Origin of the sequence: Solibacillus sp. FSL R5-0449 (assembly GCF_037975215.1) — a bacterium.
In the GTDB taxonomy this organism is placed as follows: Bacteria; Bacillota; Bacilli; order Bacillales_A; family Planococcaceae; genus Solibacillus.
On record NZ_CP150239.1, the window covers coordinates 2040349 to 2058636 of the forward strand.

At 40.4% G+C, this 18288-nt stretch carries 18 protein-coding genes; 1 reads left to right on the plus strand and 17 read right to left on the minus strand.

Annotation, left to right across the window (positions count from 1 at the left end):
* From xseB to MKY27_RS10180, 10 genes are all read right to left on the minus strand, one after another.
* A complete protein-coding gene (gene xseB / locus MKY27_RS10135) occupies positions 1 to 228 on the minus strand; it encodes an exodeoxyribonuclease VII small subunit (RefSeq protein ID WP_008404237.1) in 228 nt (75 codons plus the stop codon).
* Positions 225 to 1583: an exodeoxyribonuclease VII large subunit gene (xseA, locus tag MKY27_RS10140; protein ID WP_339194828.1), complete on the minus strand. Its 1359-nt coding sequence runs from the start codon at positions 1581 to 1583 to the stop codon at positions 225 to 227. Before xseA ends, xseB begins: the two co-directional genes overlap by 4 nt.
* Positions 1584 to 1777: 194 nt before the next feature.
* Positions 1778 to 2641 (minus strand): bifunctional methylenetetrahydrofolate dehydrogenase/methenyltetrahydrofolate cyclohydrolase FolD, encoded by an 864-nt coding sequence (gene folD / locus MKY27_RS10145; RefSeq protein WP_339194831.1) that lies wholly within the window; start codon positions 2639 to 2641, stop codon positions 1778 to 1780.
* A gap of 117 nt (positions 2642 to 2758) precedes the next feature.
* Entirely contained in the window at positions 2759 to 3145 is a 387-nt protein-coding gene (nusB, locus tag MKY27_RS10150) for a transcription antitermination factor NusB (RefSeq protein WP_339171735.1), read from the minus strand.
* A 191-nt stretch (positions 3146 to 3336) separates the two neighbouring features.
* Positions 3337 to 3603, minus strand: a complete 267-nt coding sequence (locus MKY27_RS10155; RefSeq protein WP_339194834.1) for an aminopeptidase — start codon at positions 3601 to 3603, stop codon at positions 3337 to 3339.
* 110 nt (positions 3604 to 3713) lie between these two features.
* Positions 3714 to 5204 (minus strand): glycerol kinase GlpK, encoded by a 1491-nt coding sequence (gene glpK, locus MKY27_RS10160; protein WP_339194837.1) that lies wholly within the window; start codon positions 5202 to 5204, stop codon positions 3714 to 3716.
* Entirely contained in the window at positions 5204 to 6013 is an 810-nt protein-coding gene (locus tag MKY27_RS10165; protein ID WP_339194839.1) for an MIP/aquaporin family protein, read from the minus strand. The genes glpK and MKY27_RS10165 overlap by 1 nt, the downstream gene beginning before the upstream one ends.
* Before the next feature lie 18 nt (positions 6014 to 6031).
* Positions 6032 to 7672 (minus strand): FAD-dependent oxidoreductase, encoded by a 1641-nt coding sequence (locus MKY27_RS10170; RefSeq protein ID WP_339194841.1) that lies wholly within the window; start codon positions 7670 to 7672, stop codon positions 6032 to 6034.
* 169 nt (positions 7673 to 7841) lie between these two features.
* The gene (locus MKY27_RS10175) at positions 7842 to 8246 is read right to left on the minus strand and encodes an Asp23/Gls24 family envelope stress response protein (protein ID WP_339171743.1); all 405 of its coding nucleotides are present in this window, start codon (positions 8244 to 8246) and stop codon (positions 7842 to 7844) included.
* Positions 8247 to 8378: 132 nt separating this feature from the next.
* Positions 8379 to 9452, minus strand: coding sequence for a mechanosensitive ion channel domain-containing protein (locus tag MKY27_RS10180; protein WP_339194845.1), 1074 nt, complete (start codon positions 9450 to 9452; stop codon positions 8379 to 8381).
* Between the two features lie 115 nt (positions 9453 to 9567).
* On the opposite strand from MKY27_RS10180, the gene MKY27_RS10185 reads away from it, so the two are divergent.
* A complete protein-coding gene (locus tag MKY27_RS10185) occupies positions 9568 to 9912 on the plus strand; it encodes a DUF4440 domain-containing protein (RefSeq protein WP_339194847.1) in 345 nt (114 codons plus the stop codon).
* A gap of 27 nt (positions 9913 to 9939) precedes the next feature.
* Here the strand turns inward: MKY27_RS10185 and MKY27_RS10190 are convergent, their stop codons facing one another.
* From MKY27_RS10190 to accB, 7 genes are all read right to left on the minus strand, one after another.
* Entirely contained in the window at positions 9940 to 10938 is a 999-nt protein-coding gene (locus MKY27_RS10190) for a VanW family protein (protein ID WP_339194848.1), read from the minus strand.
* 145 nt (positions 10939 to 11083) lie between these two features.
* Entirely contained in the window at positions 11084 to 12085 is a 1002-nt protein-coding gene (locus tag MKY27_RS10195; protein WP_339194851.1) for a M23 family metallopeptidase, read from the minus strand.
* Positions 12085 to 12852, minus strand: coding sequence for a polysaccharide deacetylase family protein (locus MKY27_RS10200; RefSeq protein ID WP_339194854.1), 768 nt, complete (start codon positions 12850 to 12852; stop codon positions 12085 to 12087). Before MKY27_RS10200 ends, MKY27_RS10195 begins: the two co-directional genes overlap by 1 nt.
* Positions 12853 to 13001: 149 nt before the next feature.
* Positions 13002 to 14303 carry an NCS2 family permease gene (locus tag MKY27_RS10205; RefSeq protein WP_339194856.1) on the minus strand — a complete coding sequence of 434 codons (1302 nt, stop codon included), beginning with the start codon at positions 14301 to 14303 and terminating at the stop codon, positions 13002 to 13004.
* Between the two features lie 311 nt (positions 14304 to 14614).
* Positions 14615 to 16153 (minus strand): transglycosylase SLT domain-containing protein, encoded by a 1539-nt coding sequence (locus tag MKY27_RS10210; protein WP_339194859.1) that lies wholly within the window; start codon positions 16151 to 16153, stop codon positions 14615 to 14617.
* A 252-nt stretch (positions 16154 to 16405) separates the two neighbouring features.
* Complete coding sequence (gene accC / locus MKY27_RS10215) at positions 16406 to 17770, minus strand: acetyl-CoA carboxylase biotin carboxylase subunit (RefSeq protein WP_339194862.1); 1365 nt, start codon at positions 17768 to 17770, stop codon at positions 16406 to 16408.
* A 15-nt stretch (positions 17771 to 17785) separates the two neighbouring features.
* Complete coding sequence (gene accB, locus MKY27_RS10220; protein WP_014823467.1) at positions 17786 to 18286, minus strand: acetyl-CoA carboxylase biotin carboxyl carrier protein; 501 nt, start codon at positions 18284 to 18286, stop codon at positions 17786 to 17788.
* Positions 18287 to 18288 lie beyond the last annotated feature (2 nt).

An 18288-nucleotide genomic window follows, 5' to 3' on the forward strand; every position in this document is an offset into this window, starting at 1 on the left:
TTAGTCTTCTCCATTTCCTTGTTGGAAAGCTTTCTTTTCACCATCTTCTCCAACGATTGAAATTAATTGCTGTTCTGCATTTTGCAGTGTATCATGACAAAGTTTTGATAGTTCCATGCCCTTTTTGTAAAGGTCAATTGCTTCTTCCAGCGGAACATCTCCTTGTTCAAGCTTACGTACAACTTCTTCTAATTCTGTCATTGCTGTCGCAAATGTCGGTTTTGTCACTTTGCTTCCCCTTCCTTTTGCACATGCTTTTTCTCAATTTTCGCTTCTGCATATCCATCCTGAAACGTCACTTGGATTACGTCGCCTTTTTCCAGCTCGTGAACTGATTTTACTACGTTTTCCTCTTTATATGCCACGCTAAAGCCTTTACTCATTAATGCGAGCGGATTTAATGCCTCCAGCATTCGCAGCTGATTAGTAAAAGCAACCTTATTTTGTGCGAGCTGTTGCTGCATTCGATTTGTTAATGTTTGCGTACGGTGCTCAAGCTGCTGTTTAGCGGCAGTCAACTGATGTACCGGCGAATACAGCTTCATCTTGCTGTCTATTGACTGCAGTTTTGATTTTTCATTCATCATATAAAGTTTCGTTGCATTTTGAAGTGATAAATCCACCTGAACAAGTCTTTCAATAAAAGGACGATATAATCGCTCAGGTGTTGCAAGCGGATAGGAATTTTGCAGTTTAGTTAAGCGATTGCGTTCGAAATTAAGCTTTGATGTCATCATTTGATGAAGAATCGACTGATGATGAAGGATTTGCTGATACAGCTGCTGCTGGTTCGGAACAGCCAGTTCTGCCGCAGCAGTTGGCGTCGGTGCACGCAAGTCTGCAACAAAGTCCGCAATTGTCGTATCGGTTTCATGGCCGACAGCACTAATGACCGGAATACGGCTTTCAAAAATCGCGCGTGCAACAATCTCTTCATTGAATGCCCATAAATCTTCAATCGATCCGCCACCCCGTCCAACAATGAGTACATCACAAAATCCGTGACGGTTCGCTAAATATATATTTTCAGTAATATTTGGTGCTGCGCCTGCGCCTTGTACGAGCGTCGGATAAATTAAAATTTCAGCCTGTGGATAGCGTCGGGTAATCGTTGTGCAAATATCGCGAATAGCGGCACCAGTTGTCGCAGTTAACACACCGATCGTTTTCGGAAATTGCGGAATCGGCTGCTTAAAATTCGGATTGAATAGGCCTTCTTTTTGAAGACGTTCCTTCAACTGATTAAATGCGACAAATAATCCGCCAATCCCGTCCGGCTCCATTGTCTGGGCATAAAGCTGATATGCGCCGCTTGCTTCATAAACGTTCACATCGCCTCGTATAAAAACTTTCATCCCTTCTTCAGGTTTAAAAGAAAGCTTCGAAGCCTGTGAACGGAACATCGTCGCGTTAATCCGCGAACTGTCATCTTTCAGCGTAAAATAAATATGTCCTGAACTATGTACTTTTACATTTGAAAGCTCTCCCGTTACGTACACATCACGTAAATGCGGATCGGCATCAAATTTTCGTTTAATATATTTTGTTAATGCTTTTACGGATAAATAAGAATTCGATGTCATAAACGTATTGCTCCTTTACGGTAGATTTTTTTTCGTATATGTAGTTTTGGTGAGACCAACAGATTTAACAGTTGGTTGATCCTAAAGTAAGGCGAAAAAAGTAGAATATTTATATTTAAGCTTCCCTTATTGTACCCTATAAGCTAAAAATCACGATTTTGATCTACATCAAAATCGTGATTTTTGAAGTTAGATTAATTCTCTTGACGTTCTAACTCTTTTTCAGCTGCTTGTACTGTGTTTTCCAGTAACATTGTAATCGTCATTGGACCAACTCCACCCGGAACAGGTGTAATATGTGATGCGATTCCTTGTACATCGTCAAAGTCGACATCACCGCATAAACGATTGTCCTGGTTGCGGTTAATCCCTACATCAATAACAACCGCGCCTTCTTTAATATGCTCGCTTGTAATAAAGTTTGCACGACCAACAGCCGCGATTAAAATATCGGCCTGTTTCGTAAAGAAAGGTAAATCCGGTGTTTTAGAGTGTGTATACGTTACGGTAGCGTCTTTTTGCAACAATAGTTGTCCCATCGGTTTCCCGACGATATGGCTGCGTCCTACGATAACTGCATGCTTTCCTGCAACATCTATTCCCGCATGTTCGAGCATTTTCATAACCCCATAAGGAGTACATGGCAAGTATGTATCCTGTCCAAGCATCATTTTCCCTACACTAATCGGTGAGAATCCATCCACGTCTTTCTCCGGAGAGATCGTTTGGATGACTTTATCCTCGTTGATATGTTTTGGTAATGGAAGCTGAACGAGAATACCGTGAATCGAAGCACGTTCGTTTAATTCACGAATTTTTTCTAGTAAAGCCTGTTCTGAAATTTCTTCAGGGAGTTTGACAAGTTCCGAATACATCCCAATTTGCTCACAAGACTTTTGTTTGTTTGCGACATATGTTTTGGATGCAGGGTTTTCTCCTACTAAAATAACAGCTAAACCGGGAGTGATCCCTTTATCTTTTAGCGCTTGTACTCGAGTAGCGACCCCTGTTCGAATTTCTTGACCGATCTCTTTACCATTAATTATTACGCTTGACATGTTGTTGCTCCTTCCAGTGATTACGACAATCGGAAAGGCTGCCTGCTGCTTGCTATGACAACCTACCAGTTAAATCTTGATATATTAATCTTTATAGAATTGAATACATTTATTGATTTATTGCTCAGTAAATTTCGAAAGTACACCATTGACGAACTTGCTTGATTTGTCGTCACCGAATGTTTTTGAAAGCTCGATGGCTTCGTTCATAATAACTTTGTTTGGCGTTTCTTCTGCATATAATAATTCATATACCGCTAAACGCAAAATTGTTCTTTCAATTTTTGGCAGACGACTGATCGTCCATTTTTCTAGGTTTTTTTCTAGCGCTGCATCAATTGCTTCGAGATTTTCAGTTGTCCCACGAACTAATTGCTCCAAAAAGGCATTCGATTTTTGCTCTTCTTCAAGAACATGACCGATCGCCTCTTCTATTGTCAATTCTGTGCTGTCTAACTGAAACAAAGCTTGTAACGCTTTTTGACGCGCCTCTGTTCGTTTCATAAATAATAGCTCTCCTTCATAAGTAGCATTACTTGTTATCATAGCATATTTTGCAAGGCATCGCACAGTTTGACAGAAAAATTTTAGCTGTAAAAAGAGATTTTTGTATTCTTCCTTAAAATGGTGAAATTTGCGATAAAAAAACGACATGTTTGAGATAAATCAACATGTCGCCGTTATACTTTTTGGCTCTAATTATTTTGTAGAGGGATCATCAGCGTACCTGTTTCGCGCTTTTCGTTTCCTGATTCAGGGAACTCAAATAGGTACGTAATTTGTTCAGCTGTTTCTTTTAGTACGTAGAACTGGAAATGCTCCATATTTTCCAGGAAATAACGGATGTCTTGCATCGCCATAAGCTCTCCTACTTCTTCATAGTGTGACAATGCTTGCTTAAAGTAAGCGTTAATCAACGTTAAATCTTCTACATTTGCTATTCGAATATAATCATTGCTCATATCATTTTAACTCCTCAACTAGATAATGACCTATTATAGCATAATTCCCCTAGTGATTAGGAATCTGCTGCCAAACGATTTTTAGATCATTGATTTTCTAGTAAAATTTATTACTTAAATGCCTGTGCAGCTTTAACGGCTTTGTGCCATCCAGCGAATAATGATTCACGTTGTTCTTCATCCATTTCCGGCTCAAATTGACGATCCAGTTGCCAATGCTTTTGCACTTCGTCTAGATTCTCCCAGAAGCCGACAGCAAGTCCAGCTAAATAGGCTGCTCCGAGTGCCGTTGTTTCATTGATTGATGCACGTTCAACAGGTACGTTTAAAATATCCGACTGGAACTGCATTAAAAAGTCGTTCATAACCGCACCACCGTCAACGCGCAGTGTTTTTAAATCGATGCCAGAATCCGATTCCATCGCTGACAGTACATCGCGTGTTTGATAGGCTAGCGACTCCAATGTCGCACGGATAAAGTGTTCTTTCGAGGTGCCGCGTGTTAAACCAAATACCGAACCACGCACCTCACTATCCCAGTACGGTGTCCCTAATCCGACAAATGCTGGTACAACGTACACACCTTCTGTATCTTTTACACGAGCTGCATAGGCTTCACTTTCGGAAGATTTCCTAAACATACGTAGCCCGTCTCGAAGCCATTGAATCGCTGAACCAGCTACAAATATACTCCCTTCAAGTGCATAGGTCACTTTTCCGTCATAGCCCCAAGCGATTGTAGTAAGTAGACCGTGCTCAGATTTTACCGCTTCCTCACCTGTATTCATCAGCATGAAACAACCGGTACCGTAAGTATTTTTTACCATCCCTTTTTCATAGCAAGCCTGACCGAATAATGCCGCCTGCTGGTCTCCGGCTATACCAGCGATTGGTACCCGATGACCAAAGAAGTGATTACCTGCGATTTCACCATATATTTCAGAGGACGGTTTCACTTCCGGAAGCATGGATGCAGGAACACCTAAAATGTCCAGCAATTCCTCATCCCATTTTAAATCGTAAATATTATACATTAAAGTTCTCGATGCATTCGAATAGTCCGTTACATGAACAGCCCCTTCTGTCAGCTTCCAAATAATCCATGTATCAATCGTTCCGAATAACAGGTCACCCGCTTCCGCCTTTTCACGCGTTCCTTCAACATTATCCAAAATCCATTTTACTTTCGTCCCGGAGAAATAAGCATCGATAAGCAAACCTGTTTTATTGCGGAACAGCTCATTATGCCCTGCTTCTTTTAAAGAGTCGCAAATATCCGCAGTTTGACGTGATTGCCAAACAATCGCATTATATACAGGTTCCCCCGTATTTTTATCCCACACAACCGTTGTCTCACGTTGGTTTGTAATCCCGATCCCTTCGATTTGTGACGCCTGGATATTATTTTCCGATAATACTTTGGCAATTACGGATAAAATCGAACTCCAAATTTCTTTTGCGTTATGTTCAACCCAGCCCGATTTCGGAAAATATTGTTTAAATTCCTGCTGTGCTATATGAACAATATCCCCTTTTTTATTGAATAAAATGGCACGTGAACTTGTCGTACCCTGATCTAACGCCATAATATATTTTTCCATTATACGATCTCCTTTTTAGCGGCTTTGGATTGTGTAATAAATGCAACGACACAAATGACAACAAATAACGTTGTAAAGAGCCAAAATGCCACGGAATTTTCATTTAAAAAGAATTGTTTGTAAAATAATGCCCCTGTTACGCCACCAATAATCGGTCCGACAATCGGTACAAAGGCATAAGACCAGTCCGAATCACGTTTACCTGGTATCGGTAAGAAGAAATGCGCGATACGGGGTCCTAAATCACGGGCAGGGTTGATGGCATACCCTGTTGGTCCACCTAAACTCATCCCAATCGCAATAACGATAATACCGACAAGCAACGGATTAATACCGTCCGCCAATGAATTACCGCCTAATGCCAAAATCCCTAATAATAATATAAAAGTACCGATCATTTCTGTTACCATGTTCGCCAATGGATGACGAATGGCAGGAATTGTAGCAAATACAGCCAGTTTTGCATCTTGGTCTTTCGTTTGAGACCAGTGCGGCAAATAGGCAATATATACGATGATTGCGCCAATAATTGCCCCTAAAATTTGTGCAATAATATACATCGGAACATCCGCCCACGGGAAGTCACCAATTGTTGCAAATGCTATTGTCAATGCAGGGTTTAGATGCGCACCACTGATTCCGCCTACAGTATATGCCGCGATTGCTACGGCAAAACCCCAGGCGATCGTAATAACGACCCAGCCGCTATTTTCCGCTTTGGAAAATTTCAGCAAGGAACCAGCAACAACCCCGCCACCTAATACAATTAAGATCATTGTTCCTACTAATTCTGCTAAAAATGTTGACATTCCCTTCGCCTCTTTTCACTAAGTCATTGTTACGTTTTGTAGTTCCTGTTCTAGTTGATCTGTATGCTGCTGCTTTTCTTCAACAGTCCAGTTGAGGTAGTCGCTCATTTCATCAATTACATGCTGTTTATATTGTTTTACCAGGTGGATATTAAATAATAGCGCACCGGTACGACGAACGAAAAAGTCACTCGGCGTACATGCAGATTCCTCGTTGATCGCATAATAGAGCTGACCGTAAACAATCGGCGGTAATTTACCTTTTGCCTGTTTAATGTAATCGAATACTTTATCAACATTTGTACCGTAAAATTTCGCTAAATAACGGCTTTGCTCTTCTGTTAAACCAAGGTCCTGGCCTTTCACCGTACGTTTTTCAACAAACGATTCAAAAAACTTCGAGCCGCTCGTTTCCCCACCCGAAATAGGAAGATTTTTTGTAATCGATTTCCCGTATTTCAGCTGGTATTCATCGTTTAATTGTTTTACGACAAGGTCGACAATTTTTTCCGCCATTTTACGGTAGCCAGTTAGTTTCCCGCCAGCAATCGTAATAAGGCCACTATCCGATTGCCAAATTTCATCTTTACGTGAAATTTCCGACGGTCCCTTACCTTCTTCATGGATAAGCGGTCTCACCCCTGCCCATGCCGACTCGATTTTATCTTCTGTCAGCTGAAGTTGAGGGAACATGTAATGAATCGCATCCATAATATATTGTCGATCCTCTTTCGTTACTTTTATGTCTGCAGGATCCCCCTCATAAAATGTATCTGTTGTCCCTACATACGCTTTGCCATCCCGCGGAATCGCAAAAATCATCCGTCCATCTTTTTCGGTATCAAAATAGATCGCCTGCTGCAACGGGAAATCATCTTCGTCAAAAACGAGATGCACACCTTTCGATAAAATGAGATGCTTGTTACTAAGTTCACCATCTAATTTGCGCACATCATCAACCCATGGACCTGCCGCATTGACGACTTTTTTCGCTCGGATTTCGTATTGTTCACCAGTGAGCTGATCTTCCACCGTCACTTTAGAAAAGGCCACGTTATTCGCCTCAATCCCGACAACTTTCAAGTGATTCATTGCGATTGCCCCGTTGGCAACCGCTGCCTTCATTACTTCGATTGTCAGACGTGCATCGTCTGTACGGTATTCTACATAAACACCGCCGCCAAGCAAACCGTCCTTTTTTATAAGCGGTTCCCGGGCAATCGTTTCATCTGCGGACAGCATAAAACGTCTTTCATCCTTTTTAACATTCGCTAAAATATCGTATACTTTCAATCCAAGCGCTGTCGAAAACGAACCAAATGTCCCTCCTTTATGGAAGGGAAGCAACATCCATACAGGAGTTGTTACATGTGGTCCGTTTTCATAAACGATTGCCCGCTCTCGACCAAGCTCCGCAACCTCTTTTATTTCGAATTGTTTTAAGTAACGGAGGCCGCCATGTACAAGTTTTGTCGATCGGCTACTTGTGCCTTCCGCAAAATCCTGCATCTCTGCCAACCCTAATTTTAAACCTCGTGTGGCGGCATCAAGCGCAATCCCCGCACCTGTAATCCCACCACCTATAACAAACAGATCAAAGGTGTCTTCTATTAATGTTTCTTTCAGTCGCTCTCTTGCATTTGCAGAAAAGTTTCCCATACCGTTTTCCTCCTTACCAAATGAAGCTTTTAGTCTATACCCTATTTTCGCCTTGTTCATATCCTAAAATTCACAAAAATATGAAAAAACATTCTAAATTAAATTCTTTATTTTTGAGAAAACAAAAAAACCGAGCTCAATTAAATGAGCTCGGTTCCTGTTTATACAGTTATTCTGCGTCTTTTGAAGTTTCGAACTGGATCCCTGTAATGTGGATGTTCACTTCGCTTGTTTCAATGGCTGTCATATTTAAAATGGCTTGTCGAATCGTTGTTTGCACTTCCTTCGCCACTTTTGGAATGGCATAACCATATTTCACTGTGCAAAATACATCAATGACAATATTGCCTTCTTCAGACATTGCTGACTTGATGCCTTTCGAATGAACTTTTTTACCGAAACGTTCGGCAACACCTGATGCGAAATTTCCGCGTGTTGCAGCGATTCCATCCACCTCTGTTGCAGCAATACCTGCGATAACTTCAATTACTTCTGGCGCGACTTCAATCTTTCCTAATTCTTCTTTACCAACCGGTGTTGGTTGTACGAATGCTACTTGTTGTTTCTCAGCCATTTGCGATACATCCTCTCTTATGTAAACTAATGGATTTCTAACGCTTGTTACTTTAAATCCTTATGTTCAGTATACTACAATTACGCGCTGGATGTAGAACCGTTACGCCATATTTTCTAAAATTGGCGCCGGTCATCCATTATTCCATGCATACTGACCGTCATTCGGGTCAACAAGTTTAATGTCATACACTTCACAGTAATGTTTTGCCACAAATAATATTTCCTGACGAACCTCCAGCATAATACCCGTATCATTTGTTTCGACAAAATATCGTATAAGAATACGACAGCTTGTCGGCATCAGCTCATCCATTGCCACATGGATGATTTTTTTCGAGATTTTCGGATGCAATGAAATTTGCTCTCGTACCGATTCCAAAAACTTCACAATGCTTTCCTCACTATTTTCATTTGAAATATGGAGGAAATGCTCCACCTTTCTTTCGATCCGTGTCGACAAATTATAAATCGGTCGGTTGACCAAATACGAGTTCGGTACATAGACCGTCCCTTTATCGGAAGTTTGAATGACCGTACTGCGCAAATTTATATCCTGAATCGTGCCGTCGATTTTTTCATCTCCCGACATGACCCAATCCCCGATTTGGAATGGTTTATCCAAAGCAACACTCATACCGCCGAATATATGGGCGAGCGTGTCACGTATACCAAATGCGAGCGCAACACCTGTAAGTCCAATTGCAGTTAAAAACCCGTTTAAATTAAAGTTCCACAGTGACGCAATTGTAAACATCGCAATGACCATTACTGCAACTTTACTCATCCTTAGGAAAAACGGCGTTAAAATATCCTGATCTTTCCCTGTTTCAAATCGGTGCGGATTTTTCAAATAAAAGCCAAGTACATCATACAGCGCTTTAAACGCAAAAAATACATACACCGAATCGATATAAATACCAAGTTTCGTATTATCAAACAGCCATACTTCGACTAATAGAGAAACCGCCATCACAATCAGGCTGAAAATAATGGCGTTACGTATTGATGGATACACACTTTTCGTTATGTCTCCAAAAACGGGATGATTTTTTTTATTGAACAAGTCCGCGATTTTAAATAACAGCGGCCGTATTACGAATCGAATGATGAGTAAACCGGCGACGATTATTGCTGCAGCCGCCAGACCATCTGCTACAGTTGGTGCGGTAACAGACGGAATTAACCATTTTATCGATTCCCACATAACAATCACCTTCTTAAACCTTCTTTACAACTACAAGACAAAATCATACCATGTAAAGAAACGATTTACATTGAAAATCGTTCCACTGATAGTCAATTCGAATGGGGGATAATTTATGACAGCACTCAACAATCAATTTTTGCTTCTTGAACAGCAACTCATGTATTACAAAAAGGAAGATTTTATCCGCCTCCTGAGCGAGGATTTTCTGGAATACGGGTCTTCCGGAGGCAAAATGGATAAATCTTTCCTACTGAATGAGATAACAGAACAAGGCATTGAAGAATCCTTATTTACCGTTACGGACTTCCAGGCAATTGCAATTGCAGATCAGATTGTGCAAACACGATTCGTTACGACAAATCGCACAAATGGCAACAAGCAAAACCGCAGCTCCCTTTGGCGCAATGAAAACGGTACATGGCGTATGTTCTTCCATCAAGGTACACCAGCAAAGTAAAAAACCGCCCTTATAAAGAGCAGTTAGTCATTGCTTTTTAAATAGATCTTTATATTGATGCGATGTCGTGATGGCGATTGTCAGCGCACCTTTACTGTAATACGATTTAATTAAAAACGGAGCCCCGCTCGTATTTTGGAATTTGAAATCGAGCGAATCATAAGAAACCGTGGCGTCTCTGCCTGTTGGTACATACCCGATATTCAATGAGTGGTGATGCCTTTCGGTAATGCGAATTCCTAACTGATCAACAGCATTGAACAATGTCGAGGAGGTTTGGCAAATTCCACCGCCGATTCCCATTACTAGTTCCTTATTAATAATTTCAGGTGCCGGTTGATATCCTTTTTCCACTGTCCGCTCTCCAACCATTGTGTTAAAAGAAAAGTAATCGCCATCCCCCACTAAAATATTATGGATTGCCTTAGAGGAAAGTTGGATATTTTCGCTTCTTCCGGTTTTTGATGCATTAAAATAAGTCGTAAACGATGCAATGGTCACCTCATCCAGTGAAGGAATATCTATATCCAGATTGGTTTCCAAAATATACAGAGGCACAAATATATGATCTCCTTTAGGTGAAGCTGTTAAAATTTTTTCAACCAATTCACTTTCCTTTAATACGATACCGGGAATCCCTTCAATAAGCTCCCCATTATCCCCGACTTTATGAAGAACCATTGTTTGATCATAGCCGGTCCTTTTTTCAGTCCCTCTTGCCAGTTCCCTTGCTATTTTTTTTACGTTAGCCTCGTACAGTTCGTTATCCGTTCCATATCCTAATAATTGCGGTGTGAACGATTTCACGATTTCCATTGTTCTCGGATCGAGCAATGTTATGACAGCTGGATAAATAAGCGGATATTCTCCGACAATCGCTTCACTTTCCGATGGTGCTGTAGTCGAAGTTTCAATTTGCGGTTCTTGTTCACGAACCGTATCGGAAGCCTCAGAATACGACTCTTTTTCACAGCCTGTAAGTAAACAAAGGCAGATCAATACTAAAAAAATGAAGTTTGTTTTCATGTTATTTCTCCTATCTATAAAAGCAAAGATCTCATAGCTTATTCAGAAATTTAACTTCTGTTAACAGAAGCAATGTCACTAAAAGCCCACTTGGATTGAATATGGGATACCGTCACTTTTATAGACAGCGAGAATGAATACCTCATTATTGTTTTCTTTGCTTCGCTTCTTTTTCCCATCTTGCCAAAGCTGGATACGGATCAAAAGCCCACTCTGTACGACCGTTAAATTTATAGATTCCGTAATGAAGATGCGGCGGGAATTTTCCGGCTGTTCCTTCTTTTCCGTACCCTGTACTTCCGACATAGCCGATAATTTGTCCTGCCTCCACAATATCGCCTTCTTTAAGCCCTTTCTGGAAATAAGCGAGGTGTGCATAATAATGGTACGAGTTATGGTTATCACGGATACCGACACGCCAGCCGCCAAACTGATTCCAGCCCATCACTTCAATTACACCGTATGATGTTGAATAGACCGGTGTGTTGTAAGGTGCAAAAATATCTGTGCCTTCATGGATTCTACGTCCACCCCAGCCGCGATTTGCTCCCCATGTTCCTCTATAGCTGTAATCGGCATGAGTGGATAACGGAAATGTATGATCATCTAAATTGATTGTTCCGAATTTCTCATACAATTTTGCAATTACAAGTATTTGATTGACCGAAAGTTCATTTTGATAATAATCCCATAAGGCCAATTTAAAATTATCCTCACCATATCCATACTGTCTTAAATAGCTCGCTAATGTATATAATGCATCGGCATCATCGGACCGGTCTGCCACACCATCTCCGTTGCCGTCCTTACCGCTTCCATTAAAATAAGCAATCGAAACCGGGGATGTATCATCGCCCGCAGGATTTAAAATACCGGACCAAAATTCATCCGAAAATTGAATGGCTATGACACTTTCCCGTTTTGGTATATCCGTTCGCACTTCCTGGATATTGCGTTCAAATTGATCGACAGCAGCCAGATAATACCAGGGCAATAATATATTTTCATGCTGTATATAATAGTCCATCCTTTTTTGAATTAGCTGTTCCTTTGTCAAGGTGGTGGCCTCTTCAGCTGATGCATCGGCAACCGGGATAAATGCTAGGATGAAAATGGCTGTCATCATCAATGCAATTCTGTATTTCATCACTTCTCCTCCTCTACGATATGTTGTTTCGTATCATTTTGTAATCGGATCATTTGTGAAATTGTAATAAACCGGTAGCCCTGCTCTTTCAGCTTGGGTAAAATTTTCTCCAACGCTTGAACCGTCTGCTCCCGATTGCCCCCTCCATCATGGAAAAGCACAACATTTCCATTTCTAAGACCGTTCAATACGGTATTTACTATTTTATTTACACCCGGATCTTTCCAGTCTTCAGTATCCTGATGCCATGACCACATAACAATTTTATAGCCGTTTTTAACGGATTCTTTTACGAGTTCATCTGTATAATGTCCCTCGACCGGCCGAAATAAATTCGGTTTCACCCCTGTAATGCTGAAAATTGTATCGGATGTTTGATTAACCTCTTCCATAATGGGAGAAACTGATTTTGTAAAGAGATGTGTGTACGTATGATTGGCGATCTCATGTCCACTTTCATGCATTCGCAAAACGAGTTCGGGGCTTTTTTCAGCCAATTGCCCCACGATAAAAAACGTTGCTTTTGCCTCATATTGTTCAAGTAAATCAAGTATTTGGCTAGTATATTTCGGATGTGGCCCATCATCAAATGTCAGGGCCACTACCTTTTCATCCGTTTGAATATCCCAAATAATTTGACCTGTTTCTTCATAATAGTCGCGTCCTTTCGCTTCCCCGAGACTATTGAAAACGTACATAGCTGCAAATATAAATAAAAGGACTAAAAATAAAATAAAAGCAATTCTTTTCCATTTTTTTCTTTGCATTTTATCACTTCCTTAATAAATTTCCTCTGCATTAGTATTTAGAGAAACGTCAAAAAGATGTATCCGATTTAAAGTAAAAAAAATCCATCTATTTATTTGAAATAAAATTAAATAAAAAAGCGCCGCTTCAAGAAGAAGCAGCACCTTTATTAATGTGGTAAATAGATTAACTGTAAAATAAACAGAACGGCGAAAATATATACTAGCGGATGTACTTCGCGTCCACGGCCTTTTATAAGCATAATTAATGGATAGCTAATAAAACCTAGTGCAATCCCTGTAGAAATACTTGAAGTAAGCGGCATTGATAAAATGACTAAAAATGCAGGGAACGACTCTTCAATTTCATCCCACTTCATATTTTTAACGACACCGATCATTAAACTACCAACGATGATTAATGCAGGTGAAGTAATAGCCGCCACACCTGATAATGAACCGACAAGCGGTCCGAAAAATGAAGCAACGATGAACAGTACAGCAACCGTTAATGCTGTTAAACCTGTACGGCCACCTACTGCAACACCAGAACCTGATTCCAAATATGCTGTAGATGGGCTTGTTCCGAATATCGCACCCGCAGTTGTTGCAAGTGAATCGGAAACAAGTGCTTTACGAGCGCGTGGCAGTTTTCCGTCCTTCAATAATCCTGCCTGCTTTGATACACCGATTAACGTCCCTGTCGTATCAAATAATGTAACTAATATGAATGAAAAAATAACACCATATAAACCGTATTCGATTACTTCAGAAATCGCAGTGATTGGATTAAGTACAATGATGCCTTCCGGTAAATGCGGAAGCGCCACTACTTTATCGATTGTAAGCTGTCCTGTGAACATGGCAATGATTGCCGTCACGATCATACCGATAAAAATTGCTCCGTTCACTTTACGTGCCATTAATGCGACTGTAATGAACAGCCCGATAAATGTTAATAATGGTGCAGGATCAGAAATATCACCAAACTTCACTAAATTGGATTCATCCGCTACAACGATTTTTGACATACGCAGTCCGATGAACGCGATAAATAATCCGATCCCTGCAGTGATCGCCAATTTTAAGTTTTCCGGAATCGCTGTAATGAGCTTTTCACGGAATGGCGTTAAACTAATAATAATAAATAAAATACCTGCAATAAACACTGCTGAAAAAGCAGTAGTATACGTAATTTCTCCATTTGAAGCTAATACAACAGTATAAGTAAAATACGCGTTTAATCCCATACCCGGTGCTACGGCAATCGGATAGTTCGCACATAGCGCCATCCAGCCTGTACCGATAACTGCTGCAATAATTGTAGCCATAAATACTTGATCAACCGGAACCCCAGCACCTGATAAAATAATCGGGTTAACAATGATGACATAAGCCATCGTTAAAAATGTTGTTAATCCCGCAAATAATTCACGCTTAACTGTCGTCCCATTTTCTTTTAACTGAAACATTTGCATTCCTCTTTTCAAAACACGAACAATTTTTAAGAACTTATATATAATATTCGTTATTATAGTAAAATGCAATGCATTATGAGCATTTTTTTAAATAGGGAAAATTGGTTATTTTCTGAAATTTTTACCGTTGTCCTTATAGCTCTCTCCTCGAGGTTTTTCTTCCTTTAAATAACGAGGAAAAATTCCCTTATCCTTCTGCTTAGAACCGCTCATTTCTTCTTTCATACTTTACCCAAATTTTGATATTTTACAGCTGTAAAATGAGTAAAACGGTTGCTGAGGAAGCAACCGTTTTGTAATTTCATTTATTTTTGCTTTTGTACAAATGAATCATAGCGCTGTATAAATGCCGATATGTGCGCACGCGTTAAAATATCGTTAGGTCTAAATTCTTTGATTGATTGTGTAGTAAGCTCATTCTTGATGAAAAATTGAATTGCTGTGTCTTCGCTTACTGTTTTCCCATAGTAATAAGAAACCATCAACTGTGCCAATTTCCCGCGTCTAATACCTTTCTCTGCTAAATCTCTTGAGGCTTTTGTTTTTTCGCTTGCCAGTACCGGCATATTATACTTTTTCGCCAAGTTGTACACGCCGCTTCTGCCCCAAGATGATGTGCTCTTTACATTCGCTAAAGCATCTTTTTCCGCATAACGGAAGAAGATAGTCAGGAAGTGCGCTTCTGTTAAGTGTTTGTTCGGTAGTAAATGTGTTTCTAATTTGTTTGTTTTTGCATTTCGAATTGTGCTGTCACCTTTAATGTAACCTTTGTCAATTGCCCAGATCATACTTTCTGCCCACCATAAATCTTGGAAGTCAGCAAATTTCTTAAAGTACTGTGAATAATCCTTGTTAGGCTCTACTGGTGTTACAGGAGGTGTTGTTGGCTCAGGTGTCGCTGTTGAATCTACGTAGTCTAGATAACTAGACGCTACATATCCCTCTGACCCATCACTTCTTTTGACCGGATACCAGACAAAATGATTTTTCTTCGTTGCTACCTCATCGTATACAAAAGGACCCGTAATGGTAACCACTTCACCTTTATTTAAATTACCCTTATGAGTCTCATTACCTGTTGTAGGTCGAGATCTAAATGAGGGATTCGCTGTAGCACTTACTCTTTGACCTACTTTAAAAGAATACTTTGATTTTGTTAACGGTAAATCAAAGTTATAGTTCATTTCTAAAAACTTAATATTATCTCTGCTGTTAGAGTCATATTGGAAAGTATCACTTGTAAAAGGCAGCTCTTGTAAGTTGATTAATTCATATTTCTCAACTAACCCGAAGATTTTTTCCTGATAGGCGTTTACATTTCTTTTCCCAGTTGCCTGCACAATCGGACTATTTTCCGGCTTCGTGCCATTATAAGCCATAACCGCGAAGTACCAAGATTCCAGGACGTCTTTATGACCGCCATTGATTTTAGGTAAATCCGATCGATCATACATTCCATCAAGAATTCTTACACCGGCTTCAATATTATAGACAAGATCGTTTTTCAACCTCTCTTCAATGTAGCCTGCCTGATTAGTAATTTGCATTAAGCCAATTCCATTATCAGCAGTAACAATTGCTTCGCCATTATTATCGAAATGACGCCAATTTCCACTTTCACCTTCCGCTATTGCCTTCACAATTTCAGGCGGGACGTTATAATTCAGTGCTGTTTCAGTTAACAGGCAGTTGGTAGTGGCATGATCCGGGTTTACGTTTGATGTCACATCATAGTCACATGCATCTGCTATCTCATTCGCGAATACATTTTGATCATTATTGATAGATAGGGTAATCGCACCAATGGCAATTGCGCCGATCAATGGTTTGAATATTTTTTTCATATGTACTTATTACACTTCCTTTTATATTTTTTAAAATTAAAAGATTCAGATATATTTAACATATACCAAACTTTCTAGATAGGGTAACATTCCGGTTGCTATAATCCCTGAACAGCTATTTGCCTCTTTGCCCCCCTCTTTTAGTCTTTTAATAGCTATTCCTCGTACAGACGGTAAAACTGTAAAATAGTTTCAATTAAAATGAAAAAACCCTCTAATAAATTAGAGGGTCGAATCGTGAGTAAAAGCCGATTAAGCCTTCGCTTTCACATCTAAAATATCATTCTCTTCAAGGAACTTCGTGTTGAATTTCGCTGATTTGAATACGTCGTTGTTCATTAAAGCTTGGTGGAATGGAATTGTTGTGTTAATTCCAGGTCCGGCTACTTCAAATTCTGATAACGCGCGGTTCATTTTCGCGATTGCTTCTTCACGAGTGTCAGCATGAACAATCAGTTTTGCGACCATTGAATCGTAGTATGGCGGGATCGTATAACCTGCATAAACCGCAGAATCGATACGTACTCCATAACCGCCTGGTACTACATACGTATCTACAGTACCTGCTGAAGGCATGAAGTTTTTGTATGCATTTTCGGCGTTGATACGGCATTCAATTGCCCAGCCGTTGATTTTGATGTCTTCTTGCTTGAACGGCAGTTCTTGACCAGAAGCGATTTTTAATTGTTGTTGTACTAAGTCAACACCTGTGATCATTTCTGTTACAGGGTGCTCAACTTGAATACGTGTGTTCATTTCCATGAAGTAGAATCGATCTTCCTGGTAATCGTAGATGAACTCGATTGTACCAGCACCTTCATAGTTACAAGCTTTCGCTGCTTTAACAGCGGCTTCGCCCATTTCTGCACGGCGCTCTTCAGATAGTGCCGGAGACGGCGCTTCTTCTACAAGCTTTTGCATGCGGCGCTGTACAGTACAGTCACGTTCGCCAAGGTGTACAACATTACCATGGCTGTCCGCTAATACTTGGATCTCGCAGTGACGGAAATACTCGATGAATTTCTCTAAGTAAACACCAGGGTTGCCGAATGCAGCCGCTGCTTCTTTTTGAGTAATTTCGATTCCTTTTACAAGCTCTTCTTCTGTGCGTGCAACACGGATCCCTTTACCACCACCACCAGCAGTTGCTTTAATGATGACCGGGTACCCGATTTTCGCAGCCCATTCTTTACCTGTTTCGATACTCGGTACAATGCCTGTACCAGGAACTAACGGAACGTTTGCCGCTTCCATCGTGTCACGTGCAACGTCTTTAATCCCCATGATTTTAATCGCATCCGAAGAAGGACCGATAAATTTAATACCCGCGTTTTCACAAGCTTCAGCAAATGCTGCGTTTTCCGCCAAGAAACCATATCCTGGGTGGATCCCGTCAGCACCTGTTTTTTGCGCTACCCCTAAAACTGCCGGGAAACTTAAATACGAATCTTTCGATAACTTTGGTCCGATACAGTATGCTTCATCCGCAAGCTTTACATGCAATGCATCCGCATCTGCTTCAGAATATACTGCGACCGTTTGAATACCTAGCTCTTTACATGCACGAATAATACGTACTGCAATTTCGCCTCGGTTTGCGATTAATACTTTTTTCATTTGTATATACGCTCCTTATTCAGCTTTTACTAAAAATAATGGTTGACCGTATTCTACTAATTGGCCATCTTGAACTAAGATTTCTACGATTTCACCTTTAACTTCAGCTTCGATTTCGTTGAATAACTTCATCGCTTCTACGATACAAACGATTGACTCTTCGCCTACTTTATCGCCTACTTTTACATATGCTGGTGATTCCGGGTTTGGAGCCTGATAGAATGTTCCAACCATAGGAGACGTGATTTTATGTAAATCAGCCGTGTTTTCTACTGGTGCTGCTGGTGCTTCTGCTTTAGGAGCTGGAGCTGGTGCCGCTTCTACTTGTACTGGAGCTGGTGCCGCTACTGCTGCAACCGGTGCTGCTTCTTGTACTTTTTTAGGAGCTGCTACTTCTGTAACACCGTTGTTTTTCTTTAGTTTAACCTTTGCGCCGTCCGCTTCATATACAAACTCGTCGATTGATGAAGCATCTACTAATTTAATAATTTCTCGGATTTCTTGAACTTTGAACATTC

What these genes read in the sequence shown, in the direction of transcription:
- folD (WP_339194831.1), bottom strand. Translation starts at nt 2,641, where the DNA reads ATGTCAAGCGTAATAATTAATGGTAAAGAGATCGGTCAAGAAATTCGA.
- MKY27_RS10210 (WP_339194859.1), bottom strand. Translation starts at nt 16,153, where the DNA reads ATGAAAAAAATATTCAAACCATTGATCGGCGCAATTGCCATTGGTGCG.
- MKY27_RS10180 (WP_339194845.1), bottom strand. Translation starts at nt 9,452, where the DNA reads ATGTGGGAATCGATAAAATGGTTAATTCCGTCTGTTACCGCACCAACT.
- MKY27_RS10165 (WP_339194839.1), bottom strand. Translation starts at nt 6,013, where the DNA reads ATGTCAACATTTTTAGCAGAATTAGTAGGAACAATGATCTTAATTGTA.
- MKY27_RS10190 (WP_339194848.1), bottom strand. Translation starts at nt 10,938, where the DNA reads ATGAAAACAAACTTCATTTTTTTAGTATTGATCTGCCTTTGTTTACTT.
- MKY27_RS10185 (WP_339194847.1), top strand. Translation starts at nt 9,568, where the DNA reads ATGACAGCACTCAACAATCAATTTTTGCTTCTTGAACAGCAACTCATG.
- MKY27_RS10205 (WP_339194856.1), bottom strand. Translation starts at nt 14,303, where the DNA reads ATGTTTCAGTTAAAAGAAAATGGGACGACAGTTAAGCGTGAATTATTT.
- MKY27_RS10170 (WP_339194841.1), bottom strand. Translation starts at nt 7,672, where the DNA reads ATGGGAAACTTTTCTGCAAATGCAAGAGAGCGACTGAAAGAAACATTA.
- accC (WP_339194862.1), bottom strand. Translation starts at nt 17,770, where the DNA reads ATGAAAAAAGTATTAATCGCAAACCGAGGCGAAATTGCAGTACGTATT.
- MKY27_RS10195 (WP_339194851.1), bottom strand. Translation starts at nt 12,085, where the DNA reads ATGAAATACAGAATTGCATTGATGATGACAGCCATTTTCATCCTAGCA.
- glpK (WP_339194837.1), bottom strand. Translation starts at nt 5,204, where the DNA reads ATGGAAAAATATATTATGGCGTTAGATCAGGGTACGACAAGTTCACGT.
- nusB (WP_339171735.1), bottom strand. Translation starts at nt 3,145, where the DNA reads ATGAAACGAACAGAGGCGCGTCAAAAAGCGTTACAAGCTTTGTTTCAG.
- MKY27_RS10200 (WP_339194854.1), bottom strand. Translation starts at nt 12,852, where the DNA reads ATGCAAAGAAAAAAATGGAAAAGAATTGCTTTTATTTTATTTTTAGTC.
- MKY27_RS10155 (WP_339194834.1), bottom strand. Translation starts at nt 3,603, where the DNA reads ATGAGCAATGATTATATTCGAATAGCAAATGTAGAAGATTTAACGTTG.
- MKY27_RS10175 (WP_339171743.1), bottom strand. Translation starts at nt 8,246, where the DNA reads ATGGCTGAGAAACAACAAGTAGCATTCGTACAACCAACACCGGTTGGT.
- xseA (WP_339194828.1), bottom strand. Translation starts at nt 1,583, where the DNA reads ATGACATCGAATTCTTATTTATCCGTAAAAGCATTAACAAAATATATT.
- accB (WP_014823467.1), bottom strand. Translation starts at nt 18,286, where the DNA reads ATGTTCAAAGTTCAAGAAATCCGAGAAATTATTAAATTAGTAGATGCT.